This is a genomic window from Enterococcus crotali (assembly GCF_000633635.1).
Classification (GTDB): Bacteria; Bacillota; Bacilli; order Lactobacillales; family Enterococcaceae; genus Enterococcus_L; species Enterococcus_L crotali.
In genome coordinates this window covers 659,515-674,202 of sequence record NZ_AYPQ01000002.1, presented here as the reverse complement: position 1 = coordinate 674,202, position 14,688 = coordinate 659,515, and the positions used below count along the sequence as shown (strand labels likewise).

General features: G+C 37.9%; 14 protein-coding genes. 2 read left to right on the top strand and 12 right to left on the bottom strand.

What is annotated here, in order from left to right; all coding sequences use genetic code 11:
* Window positions 1-849: 849 nt before the first annotated feature.
* From V192_RS0107965 to gnd, 10 genes are all read right to left on the bottom strand, one after another.
* A complete protein-coding gene (locus tag V192_RS0107965) occupies window positions 850-1,194 on the bottom strand; it encodes a hypothetical protein (protein WP_025870624.1) in 345 nt (114 codons plus the stop codon).
* Between the two features lie 248 nt (window positions 1,195-1,442).
* Window positions 1,443-2,093, bottom strand: coding sequence for a bifunctional 4-hydroxy-2-oxoglutarate aldolase/2-dehydro-3-deoxy-phosphogluconate aldolase (locus tag V192_RS0107960; protein WP_025870622.1), 651 nt, complete (start codon window positions 2,091-2,093; stop codon window positions 1,443-1,445).
* 6 nt (window positions 2,094-2,099) lie between these two features.
* On the bottom strand, window positions 2,100-3,173 hold the full coding sequence (uxuA, locus tag V192_RS0107955) for a mannonate dehydratase (RefSeq protein ID WP_025870620.1): 1,074 nt from the start codon (window positions 3,171-3,173) through the stop codon (window positions 2,100-2,102).
* 24 nt (window positions 3,174-3,197) lie between these two features.
* Window positions 3,198-3,647: a PTS sugar transporter subunit IIA gene (locus V192_RS0107950; protein WP_025870618.1), complete on the bottom strand. Its 450-nt coding sequence runs from the start codon at window positions 3,645-3,647 to the stop codon at window positions 3,198-3,200.
* Between the two features lie 69 nt (window positions 3,648-3,716).
* Complete coding sequence (locus V192_RS0107945) at window positions 3,717-4,223, bottom strand: PTS sugar transporter subunit IIB (RefSeq protein WP_025870616.1); 507 nt, start codon at window positions 4,221-4,223, stop codon at window positions 3,717-3,719.
* A gap of 21 nt (window positions 4,224-4,244) precedes the next feature.
* Window positions 4,245-5,117, bottom strand: a complete 873-nt coding sequence (locus V192_RS0107940) for a PTS system mannose/fructose/sorbose family transporter subunit IID (RefSeq protein WP_025870614.1) — start codon at window positions 5,115-5,117, stop codon at window positions 4,245-4,247.
* Between the two features lie 20 nt (window positions 5,118-5,137).
* Window positions 5,138-5,977, bottom strand: a complete 840-nt coding sequence (locus V192_RS0107935) for a PTS mannose/fructose/sorbose/N-acetylgalactosamine transporter subunit IIC (protein ID WP_025870612.1) — start codon at window positions 5,975-5,977, stop codon at window positions 5,138-5,140.
* A 12-nt stretch (window positions 5,978-5,989) separates the two neighbouring features.
* Window positions 5,990-7,096, bottom strand: a complete 1,107-nt coding sequence (locus tag V192_RS0107930) for an iron-containing alcohol dehydrogenase family protein (protein ID WP_025870610.1) — start codon at window positions 7,094-7,096, stop codon at window positions 5,990-5,992.
* A 15-nt stretch (window positions 7,097-7,111) separates the two neighbouring features.
* Window positions 7,112-8,113 (bottom strand): D-isomer specific 2-hydroxyacid dehydrogenase family protein, encoded by a 1,002-nt coding sequence (locus tag V192_RS0107925; RefSeq protein WP_025870608.1) that lies wholly within the window; start codon window positions 8,111-8,113, stop codon window positions 7,112-7,114.
* A 12-nt stretch (window positions 8,114-8,125) separates the two neighbouring features.
* Window positions 8,126-9,025: a phosphogluconate dehydrogenase (NAD(+)-dependent, decarboxylating) gene (gene gnd / locus V192_RS0107920; RefSeq protein ID WP_025870604.1), complete on the bottom strand. Its 900-nt coding sequence runs from the start codon at window positions 9,023-9,025 to the stop codon at window positions 8,126-8,128.
* Between the two features lie 409 nt (window positions 9,026-9,434).
* On the opposite strand from gnd, the gene V192_RS0107915 reads away from it, so the two are divergent.
* Entirely contained in the window at window positions 9,435-10,298 is an 864-nt protein-coding gene (locus V192_RS0107915) for a MurR/RpiR family transcriptional regulator (RefSeq protein WP_025870602.1), read from the top strand.
* 281 nt (window positions 10,299-10,579) lie between these two features.
* Here the strand turns inward: V192_RS0107915 and mnmG are convergent, their stop codons facing one another.
* Both mnmG and mnmE read right to left on the bottom strand, forming a co-directional pair.
* Complete coding sequence (mnmG, locus tag V192_RS0107910; RefSeq protein ID WP_025870600.1) at window positions 10,580-12,478, bottom strand: tRNA uridine-5-carboxymethylaminomethyl(34) synthesis enzyme MnmG; 1,899 nt, start codon at window positions 12,476-12,478, stop codon at window positions 10,580-10,582.
* Window positions 12,479-12,491: 13 nt separating this feature from the next.
* Window positions 12,492-13,889 (bottom strand): tRNA uridine-5-carboxymethylaminomethyl(34) synthesis GTPase MnmE, encoded by a 1,398-nt coding sequence (gene mnmE / locus V192_RS0107905; RefSeq protein WP_025870599.1) that lies wholly within the window; start codon window positions 13,887-13,889, stop codon window positions 12,492-12,494.
* A gap of 309 nt (window positions 13,890-14,198) precedes the next feature.
* Here mnmE and V192_RS0107900 point away from each other — a divergent pair, with 309 nt between their 5' ends.
* On the top strand, window positions 14,199-14,540 hold the full coding sequence (locus tag V192_RS0107900; RefSeq protein WP_025870595.1) for a hypothetical protein: 342 nt from the start codon (window positions 14,199-14,201) through the stop codon (window positions 14,538-14,540).
* Window positions 14,541-14,688 lie beyond the last annotated feature (148 nt).

The window sequence follows — 14,688 nt, the reverse complement described above, 5'->3', positions numbered from 1 at the left end:
AATAATGATAAAAATAAGCTCAAACTACAAAAATAACTTTTTGCGGTTTGAGCTTATTTTAGGATAAATTTTTGAGTTATCTGATTTTTTATTTTGATTAGTTCTTAGTCGAGTGCGTGATTTAGTAATACGGTAACTTCTCTCATTTACACACCTTGTATTATTCATCATCCACTCTGGTGAAGCTCAGTCTGCCCTTCAATTCTTAGTGCTTTATCACTTAGATAGTGATTAAATTGAAATGTAGTAGCGTGATTCACTAGTATGGTAACTTCTCTCACTTTGCACGCCTTGTATTGTTCATCATTCACTCAGACGAAGCTCAGTCTGTCCTTCAATTCTTAGTGCTTTGTCACTTAGATAGTGATTAAATTGAAATGGAGTGGCGTGATTCACTAGTATGGTAACTTCTCTCACTTCGTTCGCCAAGTATTGTTCATCATCCACTCTGGCGAAGCCAATCGTGGTGATTCACAACAAAAGACCCGCTCTTCGGGGAAAGAGCGGGAAAAGGAGTTAAAAAATGAAAAAGTGTTTTGTTAGGGTTGTTTGTTTGGTATGAATATATAATAACCTGAATTTGTGACTATTTTGTGTTGAAAAATCGGTTTATTTATTACGTTTATTCGTTGAAAATCTGAATTTCTTTTAGATTTCTATAATCTTTGGTTGGTTTTATCGACTACTTGCTGCCCTTAGTAATTATTATGTCGGACATTGAAAAGAACCGTCAAGTATTCCTGAGACTTCATAAACTAACGTTTCTGCTTTCACTCCATGACTTTTCAAGTCAACAATTAAATCTGCAAATGACCAGTTTGTAACATACACTCCTTTAGTTTGTTTTTGTCATAGAATCGTACTGGCTATTTCTTGAACGTTTTTTACGATTTCTTCATCTTCCATCCACTTATCGGATTGAATCCAATTATGGATCAACTTCATTTTATTTGGTGTTTCTGGATCTTTATTGACCGCTTGTTCCAGTTCAGATAACTCATAAACCAACGTATTCATGATATCAATGTCCAATTTCTTTTGTATTTGAAGAATATACGTTAATGGTGGATTCCATTGGTAGCTGGACGCTAATTTCGCTTTTCCACCAACTAAATCTGACCAGTTTAGTTCTTTTTTTATTCTTATCTCATCGACTACTTCCCAGAAATCGGTGATCGTTTTTATTGTTCGCATGGGGTTCACTCCTTTGTGCTGTTTTTTATTTATACTTCGATCTTACTCTGTATTTATCCTTATTGACTGTTGATTTACTGTTAAAAGTCTCCCAAAAAAGGATAATTGGAGCCTGAGAAACACAAAATGTTTCACATGAAACAAAAAAGCTGGGACACAACTCTACGAGTCACATCCCAACTTCCTATCATTGCTTTAAAAACTTTACCACACTGCTTTTACTAATCAAACGCATAAAGAGCACTTGATTATTTTGCGCTTTTTAGTGACTGCATTAACTGCTGCAGATGTTCGTTTGCAGACGCCACATCTGCACGAATCATTTCCTCTGATAAAATAAAGGAGCCACCTACAGCTATGATTTCCTCTGCTTCTACGTACTCTAGAAAGTTCTTTTCATTGATCCCCCCAGTTGGTAAAAATTTCACATCATAAAAAGGACCACTTAAACTTTTGATCGCTTTTAACCCACCATATATATCTGCTGGGAAAAATTTCACCACATGTAGGCCATAAGTTAATGCTTGTTGAATATCCCCTGGTGTAGCCGTTCCAGGAAAAACAGGAATATTCTTTTCTAAACAAAATTCAATGACTTCTGGAACAATAGCTGGTGACACAATAAATTGTGCGCCATTACTAAAAGCGTCTTTGGCTTCTTGTAATGTACGAACGGTACCTGCTCCAACAATTAATTTCCCAGAAGCGGCTAATTGTTTGATGGCTTCCAATGCTAAGTCGCTTCGAAACGTGACTTCAATGAACGGTAGCTCATTACTTAATAACACTTCTTCTACTTGCGGTAAATAGCTTAAATCTGTTGCTGTGTAAAGCGGCAACAGTTTGCAGTCGGCTAACTGTTGGTATATTAGCGCTTTTTTTTCCACCTCTATCATCATTCTTTGTCACTTCCTATTTTCATTTGCTTTGGTTGCTTCATAAAGTCCTTGAATATACGTTAAACCCATTGCTCGGTCATATAAGCCATAGCCAGGCATCGCATTCTCATCCCAGATTGCGCGACCGTGGTCTGGACGAATCACTCCTTCGTATCCAACGTCGACTAAAGCTTGCATCAGAGCAGACATATCTAAAGAACCTGCAACACTTGGATGAGCTGTTTCTTCAAATCGATGATCTCCTAAAAACTTTACATTCCGGAAATGAACAAAATTAATTCTGGCACCTATTTCACGAATCATGGTAGGCAAATCATTGGTTGGATCTGCACCAAGAGATCCTGTACAAAAAGTGATGCCGTTTGCTGATGAATCGACTAGAGATAAAATTCGTTTCAAATCTGCTAAGTTCTTTGTAATTCTTGGCAAACCAAAGATTTCCCAAGGTGGATCGTCGGGATGGATACCCATTTTGATATCTTCTTCTTCACAAACTGGAATGACTCTCTCTAAGAAATAGCGTAGATTTTCAACTAAATCTTCTTCGGTTACTCCTTCATACATTGCTTTTAATTCTTGAAATTGGTGCAACCGTTCTTCTTCCCAACCAGGTAATCGAAAGCCTTTTGATTGACTATGAATCAATTGATACATATCTTCCGGCTGCATATTTTCCACAATAGCTTGGTCAAAAAGCAAGGATAAACTGCCGTCTTCATTTTCATAAGCCAAATCCGTTTTGGCCCAACCAAAAATTGGTTTAAAACTGTAGCAAACTAAAGAAATACCGCATTTCCCTAAATTACGTAATGTTTGAATATAATGATCGATATACAAATCCCGCTCTGGCGTACCAGCTTTAATAGCATCATGAATAGCTACGCTTTCGATTCCTAGTAATTCCAACCCTTCTTTTTCAACGGATTGTTTTAATGCTTGGATTTCTTCTACAGACCAAACATCTCCAGGTAGTTTATTTAATAATGTTCCAACGATTCCAGTAATTCCTGGAATTTGTCGGATATGTTTTAATGGAATGGCATCTCCTTCAGTGCCATACCATCTAAATCCCCATTTCATTGCGCTCATCCTTTGCTTCCTCCATTAAAAATCATCCTCATCGTCATCAACTGCCGTTGTTACCATGGAAATATCCCACGTTTGTACGCTCTCTTTGCCTTGTGCCACAACAGCTTGAGCTGCTTCTGCGATAGGTGTACCTAATAATTGATGATTAATGGCTTCTAAAATCATTGGTAAATTCGTGCCACTAACAACATAAATAGCTTTTTGGACAGTTGGCTCCAATTCATTGATCACTAAAACAGCTTGATTGTATGGACTCGCACTTAGTAAATCAACTAAAACCAACACACCATCCTCTTGATTCACTGTTTCAATTGCTTTTTTGATTTGCCCACCTAATGCTTGTACGTCATCTCCACTATTTAAATTTACTGTTTCAATGTTTTCTGTTGCTCCCATGATAACGGTAGCAGCATCTTTTGCTCCATCACTTAATGCACCATGTGTTGCAATCACAATTCCCAGCATAATTGTTCCTCCTTTGATTTTATTGAGGTTATTTAACTGACCTTAAAATGGCCTATTTTTACCTTTGTTTTACAAATCAAAATTTCCTAATACGTCTTTTAAACTTGTTTTTGCTGCAGAGGGTGTTGCTTGGAAATAAATATCTTCTACCCCATAGTTATCGTGCATATCTTTTAATTTTTCAGCATCTTCTTTGTTTAAATAGACTGATTTTGTAACGAATAAATCTTTTTCTGGATTTTTTTGTGCAATTCCACCAATATTTAACTCTTTCATCGGTACTCCATGTTTTACCAAGTCATAAATAACTCCAACTGTTTTAGCAATTAAAATACAGTTATACTCTTTGAAATTGTATTCATCCCAATAAAATTTGGCTTTTTCTGGTGTAACGACAATTGTTTTTTGCCCGGTGCGGCTACCCGCACTTTTGTATAAATCCCGCATAAATTTATCTTTTGCCACAATCTCATCCACTACGAAAATTGAATTGACACCACTTTTTTGTGATAATGTCATCATTACTTGTCCATGGATCAAACGCTCATCCACACGTGCTAAATTTACTACACCCATTTTTTTCACGTCCTCTTCTTTTTATAAAATACCAACTGCGGCCAAAACAATTAAAATACCTGTGAGCCACAATAATGCTTGTGTTACTTTTAGACCTTTTTTCGTATAGAACCAATACACACCCATCACAACTGCTAATGGTAATAGTCCCGGTACAATTTGATCCAAAATATCTTGAACAACGAATTCACGCCCAGAAAGCTTAAATTGTAATGTTGAAGAAACTTTGACATAGTTTCCAGCTAAAATCCCCATCATAAACAGGCCGAGAACAGATAACATTTCAATCGCCTTTTGAATCCCCGCACTTTGCATTAACCCCGTTGCATTTCGTCCCATTTTAAAGGATGATCTGGCAAAGAAAACGCCTAATAACACTTGATATAAAGCAAATGCGATAAATGGAAAGATCGCCCCTAATGCACTTCCTTGTTGTGCCCACGGAACCGCAATGGCAATAAAAATATATTGCACAGTTCCAGAGTCGATCGCATCACCAATGCCTGCCAAGGCCCCCATCAACCCAGCTTTTGTGTTATACATTAAATCATCTTGCATCATGATCTCGCGTTTTTCATATTCTTCTTTGGCGCGCTCTTGTTCCATTGACGCCATCAACCCAGTAATGACACCGCCGCCCCAACTTAACTGCGTATTGAAGAAAAGTAACTGACGCATGTAAGCTGCTTTTAATTGTTCATCATCTTTGTATAACTTTTTCAAAAGTGGCATCATTGCGTAAAGCAATGATGGTGCCAGATAACGTTCAAATGAATGTGGAATTTCATTGGCAAAATGCCAACGAAGATAAGCTTTTGTTACATCTTTATTTGTAATTTCTTCTGGTGCCAAAGCCGTTGTTTTCGGGACCATTTTTTCTGTTGTTTCCGTCATTTTTAGTTCCTCCTTTTTTCCTAAAATCCGTCATCGTAATCGTCGTCATCATCAAAATCGGCAGATGAATGGTTGGAAACAGCACTTTCTGTCACAACAGATTTGCCTTTTTGAACTTGAACAAAAATTAACGCGATAATAACACCGAAGATTGCATAAGTCACCATCGTGATTTCTAATGATTTAAAGACAATACTCATGAAATAAGCTAGGAAGAAGAAGACCAAGAAGTCTTTACGTCCAATAACATAAACCGTTGTCGCAATCCCGATCGCCGCTAGCCCGCCGCCGACTACTTCTAATACATGAATAACCACTGTTCCTTCTAATGCCTTGATAATATCTGCAATCACTGGTGCACCTAAATAAAGAGCAAAAAACACTAACGGAACGAATAAAATAAATGATGCAATCGTTGGGTACCAGATGATCGAACGCGCAATTTTTTTCGAGTTTAACTCTGCAACTGCTCGGTCAGTGTATTTCCCTAAAAATGTATTAATAAAGAAACGGAATTGATATAAATAACTTCCTAAAAGTCCCACAGGTACCGCTACAGCAATTGCTGCTTCTGGTTTTAAATTTCCTAATAAAGCAACTGGAACGGCGATCGCTGCCGCAATCGATGGTTCCGCCGGCATCGAGCCGCCAGGAGAAAACACACCCATATAGATCATTTGCAGGGCCGCTGTGACAATCATTGCTTTTGGCACATCCCCCATCACTAAACCAGCAACTAATCCGGTCATTAAAGGTGAAAAACGTAACGTTAATGTTGCACCTCCTCCAAGCCATCTTGACATAATTGCCGCTACCCAAAGCGCCATTATCAAACTTTGTAAAACACTTAAAGTTTCCATAGTTCCTCCTCCTTATCCTTGTTCTCGGATATATTTTTCTAGGTCTTCAATTCCTTGTTGCAATGTTTTTTCAGAAATAGTGATCGGAATTAAATGAACCTTTTCTTTTGAATCAATAAATTGAACCATTGCTTGCAAAACATCTGTATCTTCTGGATATAACCCCATTTGTTCCAACGACATAGGCAAGTGCATGTCTTGATAAAAAGGGATTAAATCATCAATTACCGACCACTTTTGTTCTAATGCTAATTGATAAAAAATACCATAGGCGACTTTTTCACCATGCAAGAAATCGTGACTGTTTGATAAAAACTTACTCATTGCATCATGCATCGCGTGTGCCGCAGCATTCCGAGCATATTTATCACCTAACCCACCAACTAATCCTGAAACCGCAAAAATAATTTCTGAAAGGTGAACAAATTCTGGCGTTACTTTTCTATTATCCATTGCGTTCAAAGCAGCGACCGAATCACGCATAATCGCTTCCTGACAAAGCTTAGCCGTTGCACCAGCCAATTCTAAAAACGGTTCGTCTTGTAATTTTTCTTGTCGTAAAATACTTTCTGATTCATACCACTTCGCCAATGTATCAGCTAATCCTGCAATAAAATAATCTCTAGGAGCATCGATGACCAATCGTGGATCTGTGATTAAAAATGCCGCTTGTCGAAAGAAATGTTCTGTTTTTCCTTCGGCTGCACCATTTTCTTTATACATCACTGCTAAAGGTGTCCAAGGAGCACAATTACTCGCTAAAGTCGGGATAACACCAAAATTCAAATCATTAAGATGTGCTGCATAACCGACCAAATCGGCTAATTTACCACCACCGACACCAATCATAAAGTCGATCTCATGGCTTTTGATCTGATCTGTAATCAACTCTGCCCCATAATAGCTACATTCACCTGTATAAGAATGATAAAAAAATTGATAACGTTCATCTGACAAAAAAGTTAAAAAAGGCTGAGCTTTTTCAAAAGATAGTGAACCATGGACCACTAAAATTCTTTTAGCATGATATTCTTCCAATAATTGCGGGACAGTATCTAACGCTCCTTCATGATAACGATAAAATTGCGGCCCCACTTTGACTTTTAAATCTGTTAACATCTTCATCCTCCTCTTTTAGCTGACATAACGACTAACTGCTTGAACGGCTCGTTGCGGTAAAATACCATCTGCAACATCTTCCACATCTCGAACACATTTTTCCCCCATTGCTTGCAAACATTCCATCGTATAAGCAGATGTATGTGGCGTCATTACTACGTTTTCAAAAGAGAGATAAGGATGGTTTTTTCGACCAGGTTCTTCTTCTAAAACATCGGTACCAAACCCAGCGATTTTCCCTGAACGCAAGCCTAGAATCATTGCTTTTTCATCAATTAATGCGCCACGTGCACTGTTTGAGAGATAGACCCCATCTTTCATTTTTGCAATTTCTGTTTCACCGATTATATGGTAACTTTCGTCTGTTAAATTGGCACATAAACAGATAATATCTGCAGAGGTTAATAACGTGTCTAAATCAACTTTTTTCGCCCCATAACTTTGTAAATACGTTTGTGATTTATAAGGATCATAGGCTAACACCTCACAACGAAACCCATTTCTCAATGCTTCAACCACGCAACTCCCTGTATTACCAACCCCAATAACGCCTACGGTTTTATTAAACAATGTTCGACCAACAAAGTGGGCACGTTTCTCCCATTGGTCTGCTTTAACACTTAAATCTGCTGCGACTGTCCGTCGTAAAACAGCTAATAAATTCGTGATATTATTCTCAGCGACAGCATCTCGTTCAACCAATGCTGGAATGATAGAAACAATCGTATTGTGTTTTTTCGCCGCTTCTAAATCGATGTTATTGTAGCCAATGCCATGACGAGAAATTAATAGCAGTTCATCTTTGTATTGGAAAAATTCTGCTGTAAAAAATGGGGTAACACTGGCGATGATCATCGTGTATCCGTGTAACAATTCAGCCAACTCTTTACCACCAATTTCACTATCTACTATAAAATGTTCAACGACTCCAAGTTTTTCTAATCGAGCCAGATGTTCTGGAAAAATTTCGCCAAAACTACTTGAATTCACTATTGCGATCTTCTGTTCTTTTGACATGATCAAACTCCTTTACTGACTTTTTACAACTGCGTGACCACCAAAGCCTTGACGCAAAGAGGCAACTACCTTGTTAGAAAAATGATTCGTTAACATGCTTTCATTACGAGCAAATAACGACAATGCCGTTGTTGGAACGGGTATTTCTAATCGTAGTGCTTCTTCGATCATCCATTTCGCTTCCCCATTTGAAGCAACTTTTCCTTCTAAGCTGGCTAATGCGGGATCTTCTGAAAAGATATCAGCTGCTAACCCCATTAAACGTGCTTCGATAATTGAGCCATGGTTCCAAACACTTGCCACCTCATCCAGTGCAAATGAATAATCCGAAGCTTCTAACAAGTTAAACCCTTCCCCCATCGCCTGCATCATCGCGTATTCGATGCCATTGTGAACCATTTTTAAATAGTGCCCTGCTCCTGATGTTCCTGCATAAAGATAGCCATTCTCACAAGCTAAATCTTTAAAAAAGGGTTCCAACACAGACACCGCTTCTTTTTCGCCACCAACCATTAAACAAGCTCCATCACGAGCCCCTTTTAAACCACCAGAAGTACCGCAATCAATGAAATAAATGCCTTTTACTTTGGCTTTTTCTGCATTCGATACACTATCATGAAAATTTGAATTACCGCTATCTACGATGATGTCTTCTGACTTCATGACTTCTGTAAGTTCTGCTACCAATCGATTAGTGATCGTGCCCGCTGGCGTGCTTAAAATTATCACCTTCTTTTTATTAAGCGCTTTCAATAAATTATCTAAAGAATCCACTACCGAAAGACCTTTTTGCTTAGCTGTTTCTCTTGCCTCGTTGTTTACATCGTAGCCAATTATTTCCCAACCTTGCGCTTGAACATTCAATGCCATGTTCAACCCCATCTTCCCAAGACCAATAAATCCAATAATCATTTTTTCCTCACCTGCCTTTTTGATACACCCATCATAATAGATAAAAAAAAAAATGTAAATGAATACATTAAATAAAAATATTTTTTATTACCTAAGGAAAATCCACTCATAACAGGGGAAAAATAGTCCTAGTTTTTTTTCTGTTTTCATGTAAAAGAAAGGAAACAATGATGATTAGCTCGAACATTCTGACCTATTTTCATTTTCTCTCTTCAAGATTTTTTCAAGGCTTTATAAACTTTTCAGAAAAAAGATTGTTTATTTTTTTTGACCCTTTTTTAAGGTTTTATTTTTTCAGACCGATAGGAGAAATTGTAATTCTAATTTTTTTTCTCTATAATAAGTCTATACTAATAATAAAAAGGCATTCATTTTGTAAAAAAGGTTGAAAGATTGGAGGAACTTCCTTATGAAAAATCATTACCTTGACCAGCGAATTCGAATAAAACGACCAAGTTTAAGTATTACAGAAGAAAAAATTTCAGATTATCTTGTTCAATCAGAAGCACTATTGGCTCAAATGACATTAGAAAATCTAGCGAATGAAATCGGTGTTTCTCAATCTTCAGTTTATCAATTCGTTAAAAAAATTGGCTATTCTGGTTTTCAGGAATTTAAGATTGATATTGCCCGAAATTCCAATTATCAACCGACCTTTCAGAACATCAATTCCGTCAACGGTGCAGATGATATTTTACCAGATGATAACAGTATCGATATTGCCAAAAAGGTCTTACAAGCCAATATTTATTCCTTAAGTAATGCCACACAATTTTTAACGAAAGAGTTATTGGATAATGTTTTGACACTAATGTATTCTGCAAAAACCTTACATTTTTTTGGACAAGGTGGCTCTTCGATTGTTGCTTTTGACAGTTTTCATAAGTTTATTCGCACCAAATATCGGTGTAATTATGTTTTTGACTATCATATGCAGCTAAGCTTTGTCACTAAACTGACCAGCGAAGATTGTGTGTTTATTTTTTCTCACTCTGGCAAAACAAAAGAATCGATTAATCTAGCTCGTCAGGTAAAAAATACCGAAGCAAAGCTGATCACTTTGACCGGTAACAGCGGTTCAGAATTAGCAGGATTATCGGACGAAGCCATTATCGTTGTAACGGAAGAAGGACTATTTCGTGCTGAATCATTAGCTTCTCGGATTAGTTATTTAACCGTCATGGATATCCTATACACCAATATTATGTATCATAATTTTGATCAAAATGCCGATTCTTTGAAGAAGATTCGCTATAATATTAGTACTACGTAGGTAGCTCCATCTTGTGTATCATAAAAGCATGATTGACTGTTTTTGGTTACTGGTAGTTTTTAGATAGCTATTTTAACTTCAAGAATAAAAAACCACATCCTCATGAAATTTGACACTCGGTATTCGAGATCAACATTTCATGGGAATGTGGTTTTTGTATTAGCAAATAATGATTAGTATTTATATAATTCTTATACTGATAATGAATTGTTTAAAATTTTTTCTGAATCCATAGCTTTTTTGATTCATAGAACAGTTTGTAATCTTGTTGCATCACTATTTTATGGTTGTACTTTCGCTATCTTTCCTTGCTCGATATACACCATCAAAATCGATACATCAGCTGGATTCACCCCACTGATTCGGCTTGCTTGTGCAATCGTTTCTGGTTGGATTTTTTGCAATTTTTGTTTGGCTTCTGTTGCCAACCCGTTGATTGCAGCATAATCAATATTTTCTGGAATTCGTTTGGCTTCCATACGTTTTAGTTTATCAACTTTTTCTAACGCTTTTTTGATATACCCTTCATATTTCAGTTGAATTTCAACTTGCTCAATGACTTTATCATCCAGTTCTACTTCAGAAGCTGGGATAAATTGTGTCACTTCATGATAGCTCATTTCTGGGCGTTTTAAGAAGTCTCCAGCTAAGACCCCATCTTTCAACGGAACAGAACCTTTCGCCTCTAAAAACGCTTGTACGTCCGCTGTAGGCTTCACTCTGACTGAGTTCAATCGTGCAATCTCTGCTTCGACTGCTTTTTTCTTTTCAAGATACGCTGTATATTGGTCCTCTTTGACTAAACCAATCTCATATCCTTGCTCTGTTAAACGTAAATCTGCATTATCATGACGTAAAATCAAACGATATTCCGCTCTTGACGTTAGCAAACGATAAGGTTCATTTGTTCCTTTGGTTACTAAGTCATCGATCATCACACCGATATAGCCATCACTGCGTTTCATGACAAACGGTTCTTTCCCTTGTACTTTAAGTGCAGCGTTGATTCCAGCAATCAATCCTTGCCCTGCTGCTTCTTCATAGCCACTGGTACCGTTGGTTTGACCCGCTGTAAATAAGCCATCGATCACTTTCGTTTCAAGTGTTGGACGCAATTGGTGCGGCACAACAACATCATATTCGATCGCATAACCTGTACGCATCATTTCAGCTTTTTCCAATCCTTCAATTGAATGTAGAATATCTGTTTGAACATCTTCTGGTAAGGAAGTGGAAAGTCCTTGAACGTAAACCTCTTCTGTATTCAATCCTTCTGGCTCTAAAAATAATTGATGACGAGGTTTGTCAGAAAAACGAACGATTTTATCTTCGATCGAAGGGCAGTAACGTGCGCCTACACCTTCTACGATTCCTGTAAACATTGGTGCGCGGTGTAGATTGTCTTGAATGATTTCATGGGTTCCTTCATTCGTATACGTCAACCAACAAGAACGTTGATCCAAATTATAAGCACTATCTGGCGTACTGAAACTAAAATGATTTGGTTGTTCATCGCCAGGTTGTTCTTCTGTGACAGAATAATCGATCGTGCTAGCCTTTACACGAGGAGGTGTCCCAGTTTTGAAACGATCCATTTCTAAGCCTAATTCTTTCAAGTGATCAGCTAAACCAATCGATGGCAATGAATTATTGGGGCCTGAAGAATATTTTAGTTCCCCGATGATGATTTCACCGCGAAGTGCTGTTCCAGCTGTAATGATCACCGCTTTACTTTGGTATTGTGCACCTGTTGTTGTGACAACTCCTTTGCAAATACCATCTTCCACGATCAAGCGCTCAACGATTCCTTGGCGTAATGATAAGTTGTCTGTGCGTTCGATCGTGTGCTTCATTTCAGTAGCATAAGCGTGCTTGTCCGCTTGGGCGCGCAAGGCGCGAACGGCCGGACCTTTTCCTGTGTTTAGCATCCGCATTTGGATGTATGTTTTGTCTATATTATGACCCATTTCGCCGCCTAAGGCATCGATTTCTCGCACCACGACTCCTTTGGCTGGACCTCCTACAGAGGGGTTGCATGGCATAAAGGCCACCATATCTAAATTGATTGTTAAAAGTAAGGTTTTGCTGCCCATCCGAGCAGAGGCTAAGGCTGCTTCTGAGCCCGCATGTCCTGCTCCAACTACGATTACATCATAAGATTCTGCTTTAAATTGATTCATCGACTCTTCCTTTCTATTTTCCTAAACAAAATTGACTGAATAATTGGGTGATCAGTTCATCTTGGACACTGTCACCGACGATTTCACCTAAAAAGTCCCAGCAGCGTGTCATATCCATTTGAACGAGATCGACTGGCATTCCGGCTTCGATTCCTCGAATCACTTCATCTAGCGCTATCGCTGCCTGATCTAGTAAAGCGATATGACGGGTATTGGATACGTAAGTTGCATCTTTTTCCCCTGTTTGACCACCGAAAAATAAGTCTGCGATTTTTAATTCTAGTTGCTCCATTCCTGTATTGGATAAAACCGATACGGGTAATATTTCTTCATCATTAACGAGCTGTGTTAATTCTTCTCGATCTAATTGAGACGGCAAATCCATTTTATTTAGTAGGATCACTCGTTTTAATCCGTCTGTCGCTATTAATAATTGACGATCTTCTTCTGTGAGCGGCTCATTTTGATTCAAAACGAGTAAAATCAAATCGGATTCAGCTAATGCTTTGCGGCTACGTTCAACACCGATCCGTTCCACGATATCTTCTGTTTCTCTGATACCAGCTGTATCGATCAATTTCAATGGCACACCACGAACGTTGACATATTCTTCGATGACATCTCTTGTAGTTCCTGCGATATCTGTTACGATCGCTTTTTCTTCACGTAATAAGTGGTTCAATAAACTTGATTTCCCAACGTTTGGACGACCAATGATCGCTGTACTCAAGCCTTCACGCAAGATTTTTCCTTGCTTCGCTGTTGTCAATAATCCTTCGATCTGAGCTTTGACAAATCCAGCTTTTTCAAGCAATAGCTTTGTCGTTAATTCTTCTACATCATCGTATTCAGGATAATCGATATTTACTTCGACCTGCGCTAATGTTTCTAAAATTTCTTGTCTTAATGAGCGAATCAAAGAGGATAGATTCCCATCTAATTGATCCAAAGCAACATACATCGCTCGATCTGTTTTTGCTCGAATCAAATCCATCACAGCTTCTGCTTGAGATAAGTCCATTCGACCATTTAAAAAGGCTCTTTTGGTGAATTCACCAGGCTCAGCTAAGCGTGCGCCTTCTCTTAATAATAACTGTAACAACTGATTAACGACTACGATTCCGCCGTGGCAGTTGATTTCAACGACATCTTCTCTAGTAAATGTTTTCGGTGCCCGCATGACAGAAACCATCACTTCATCTAATAAACTCTCGTCTTTAGGATCAAGGATATGACCATAGTGAATGGTGTGCGTGGGAACGTCCAGTAATTGCTTACTACCAGAGCGATAGACTCTATCTGCAATAGTAATTGCTTCATCACCGCTTAAACGGACAATACTGATTGCTCCTTCGCCAGGTGGGGTTGAAATTGCGGCGATCGTATCAAATTCTAGTGTTATTTGTTGCATGATTGACTTCCTTTCGTTCATAGATTGAGTTGTCTTTTGCGTAGTAAGTACTACAAAGCTGAACAACTCTTCTTTTTTTAACTATGTATAATTCAATTTTTGGCTACAAAAAAGCGCCCACTCCACCCCTATTTTTTCAGGTTGGATCTAGCACTTTCACTGCATCAATTCCTATTAATTTCTTGACATAGGATAGCATATTTTCATATTTTTCGCAAGATTGTTTATTTATTAAAATCATTCGTTAACTTTGCATTTCTTCTGTTTTATCTTTAAAATAACCTTATATAAGGCAAGGAGGTTCCTATGATGAAACGAACAAAAAAAGATGAATTCAGTGAACAAGAATTAGAAAATCGTTTAAGTGGAATCACATTATCTACAGGGAATGTCAGTAAAAAATATATCGTTCGGGATATTGTTTTTGCAACAGATCGAATCGAGACAGACTTATTTTCACCAGATGTCAATCCAAATGATATTTTCAGTGGTGTTTATCGTCAGTTGAAAGTCATTGCGTTTGAATATGAAGCCGATGCTGTGATCAATTGTCACTTTGAAGAAAAGTATGTGGAGTATCAAGGGAAATGGGTCGTAGAAATTTTTGCTTATGGAACTGTAGTTCAATTTACTCAAACGAATATAGGCTAAGTCAAAAAAAGAATGTGGGACAAAACTAAAAATCAGTTTTGGTGTGCACTCTAAAACCGAATAAACGGCGAGAAAAAAGCAGCTCCTTCGGAAATAAGCTGGAATTCACAAAAATTTGAAGAGCAATTTTCGTAAATTCCAGCTTATT

What these genes read in the sequence shown, in the direction of transcription:
- V192_RS0107965 (WP_025870624.1), bottom strand. Translation starts at nt 1,194, where the DNA reads ATGCGAACAATAAAAACGATCACCGATTTCTGGGAAGTAGTCGATGAG.
- V192_RS0107960 (WP_025870622.1), bottom strand. Translation starts at nt 2,093, where the DNA reads ATGATGATAGAGGTGGAAAAAAAAGCGCTAATATACCAACAGTTAGCC.
- uxuA (WP_025870620.1), bottom strand. Translation starts at nt 3,173, where the DNA reads ATGAAATGGGGATTTAGATGGTATGGCACTGAAGGAGATGCCATTCCA.
- V192_RS0107950 (WP_025870618.1), bottom strand. Translation starts at nt 3,647, where the DNA reads ATGCTGGGAATTGTGATTGCAACACATGGTGCATTAAGTGATGGAGCA.
- V192_RS0107945 (WP_025870616.1), bottom strand. Translation starts at nt 4,223, where the DNA reads ATGGGTGTAGTAAATTTAGCACGTGTGGATGAGCGTTTGATCCATGGA.
- V192_RS0107940 (WP_025870614.1), bottom strand. Translation starts at nt 5,117, where the DNA reads ATGACGGAAACAACAGAAAAAATGGTCCCGAAAACAACGGCTTTGGCA.
- V192_RS0107935 (WP_025870612.1), bottom strand. Translation starts at nt 5,977, where the DNA reads ATGGAAACTTTAAGTGTTTTACAAAGTTTGATAATGGCGCTTTGGGTA.
- V192_RS0107930 (WP_025870610.1), bottom strand. Translation starts at nt 7,096, where the DNA reads ATGTTAACAGATTTAAAAGTCAAAGTGGGGCCGCAATTTTATCGTTAT.
- V192_RS0107925 (WP_025870608.1), bottom strand. Translation starts at nt 8,113, where the DNA reads ATGTCAAAAGAACAGAAGATCGCAATAGTGAATTCAAGTAGTTTTGGC.
- gnd (WP_025870604.1), bottom strand. Translation starts at nt 9,025, where the DNA reads ATGATTATTGGATTTATTGGTCTTGGGAAGATGGGGTTGAACATGGCA.
- V192_RS0107915 (WP_025870602.1), top strand. Translation starts at nt 9,435, where the DNA reads ATGAAAAATCATTACCTTGACCAGCGAATTCGAATAAAACGACCAAGT.
- mnmG (WP_025870600.1), bottom strand. Translation starts at nt 12,478, where the DNA reads ATGAATCAATTTAAAGCAGAATCTTATGATGTAATCGTAGTTGGAGCA.
- mnmE (WP_025870599.1), bottom strand. Translation starts at nt 13,889, where the DNA reads ATGCAACAAATAACACTAGAATTTGATACGATCGCCGCAATTTCAACC.
- V192_RS0107900 (WP_025870595.1), top strand. Translation starts at nt 14,199, where the DNA reads ATGAAACGAACAAAAAAAGATGAATTCAGTGAACAAGAATTAGAAAAT.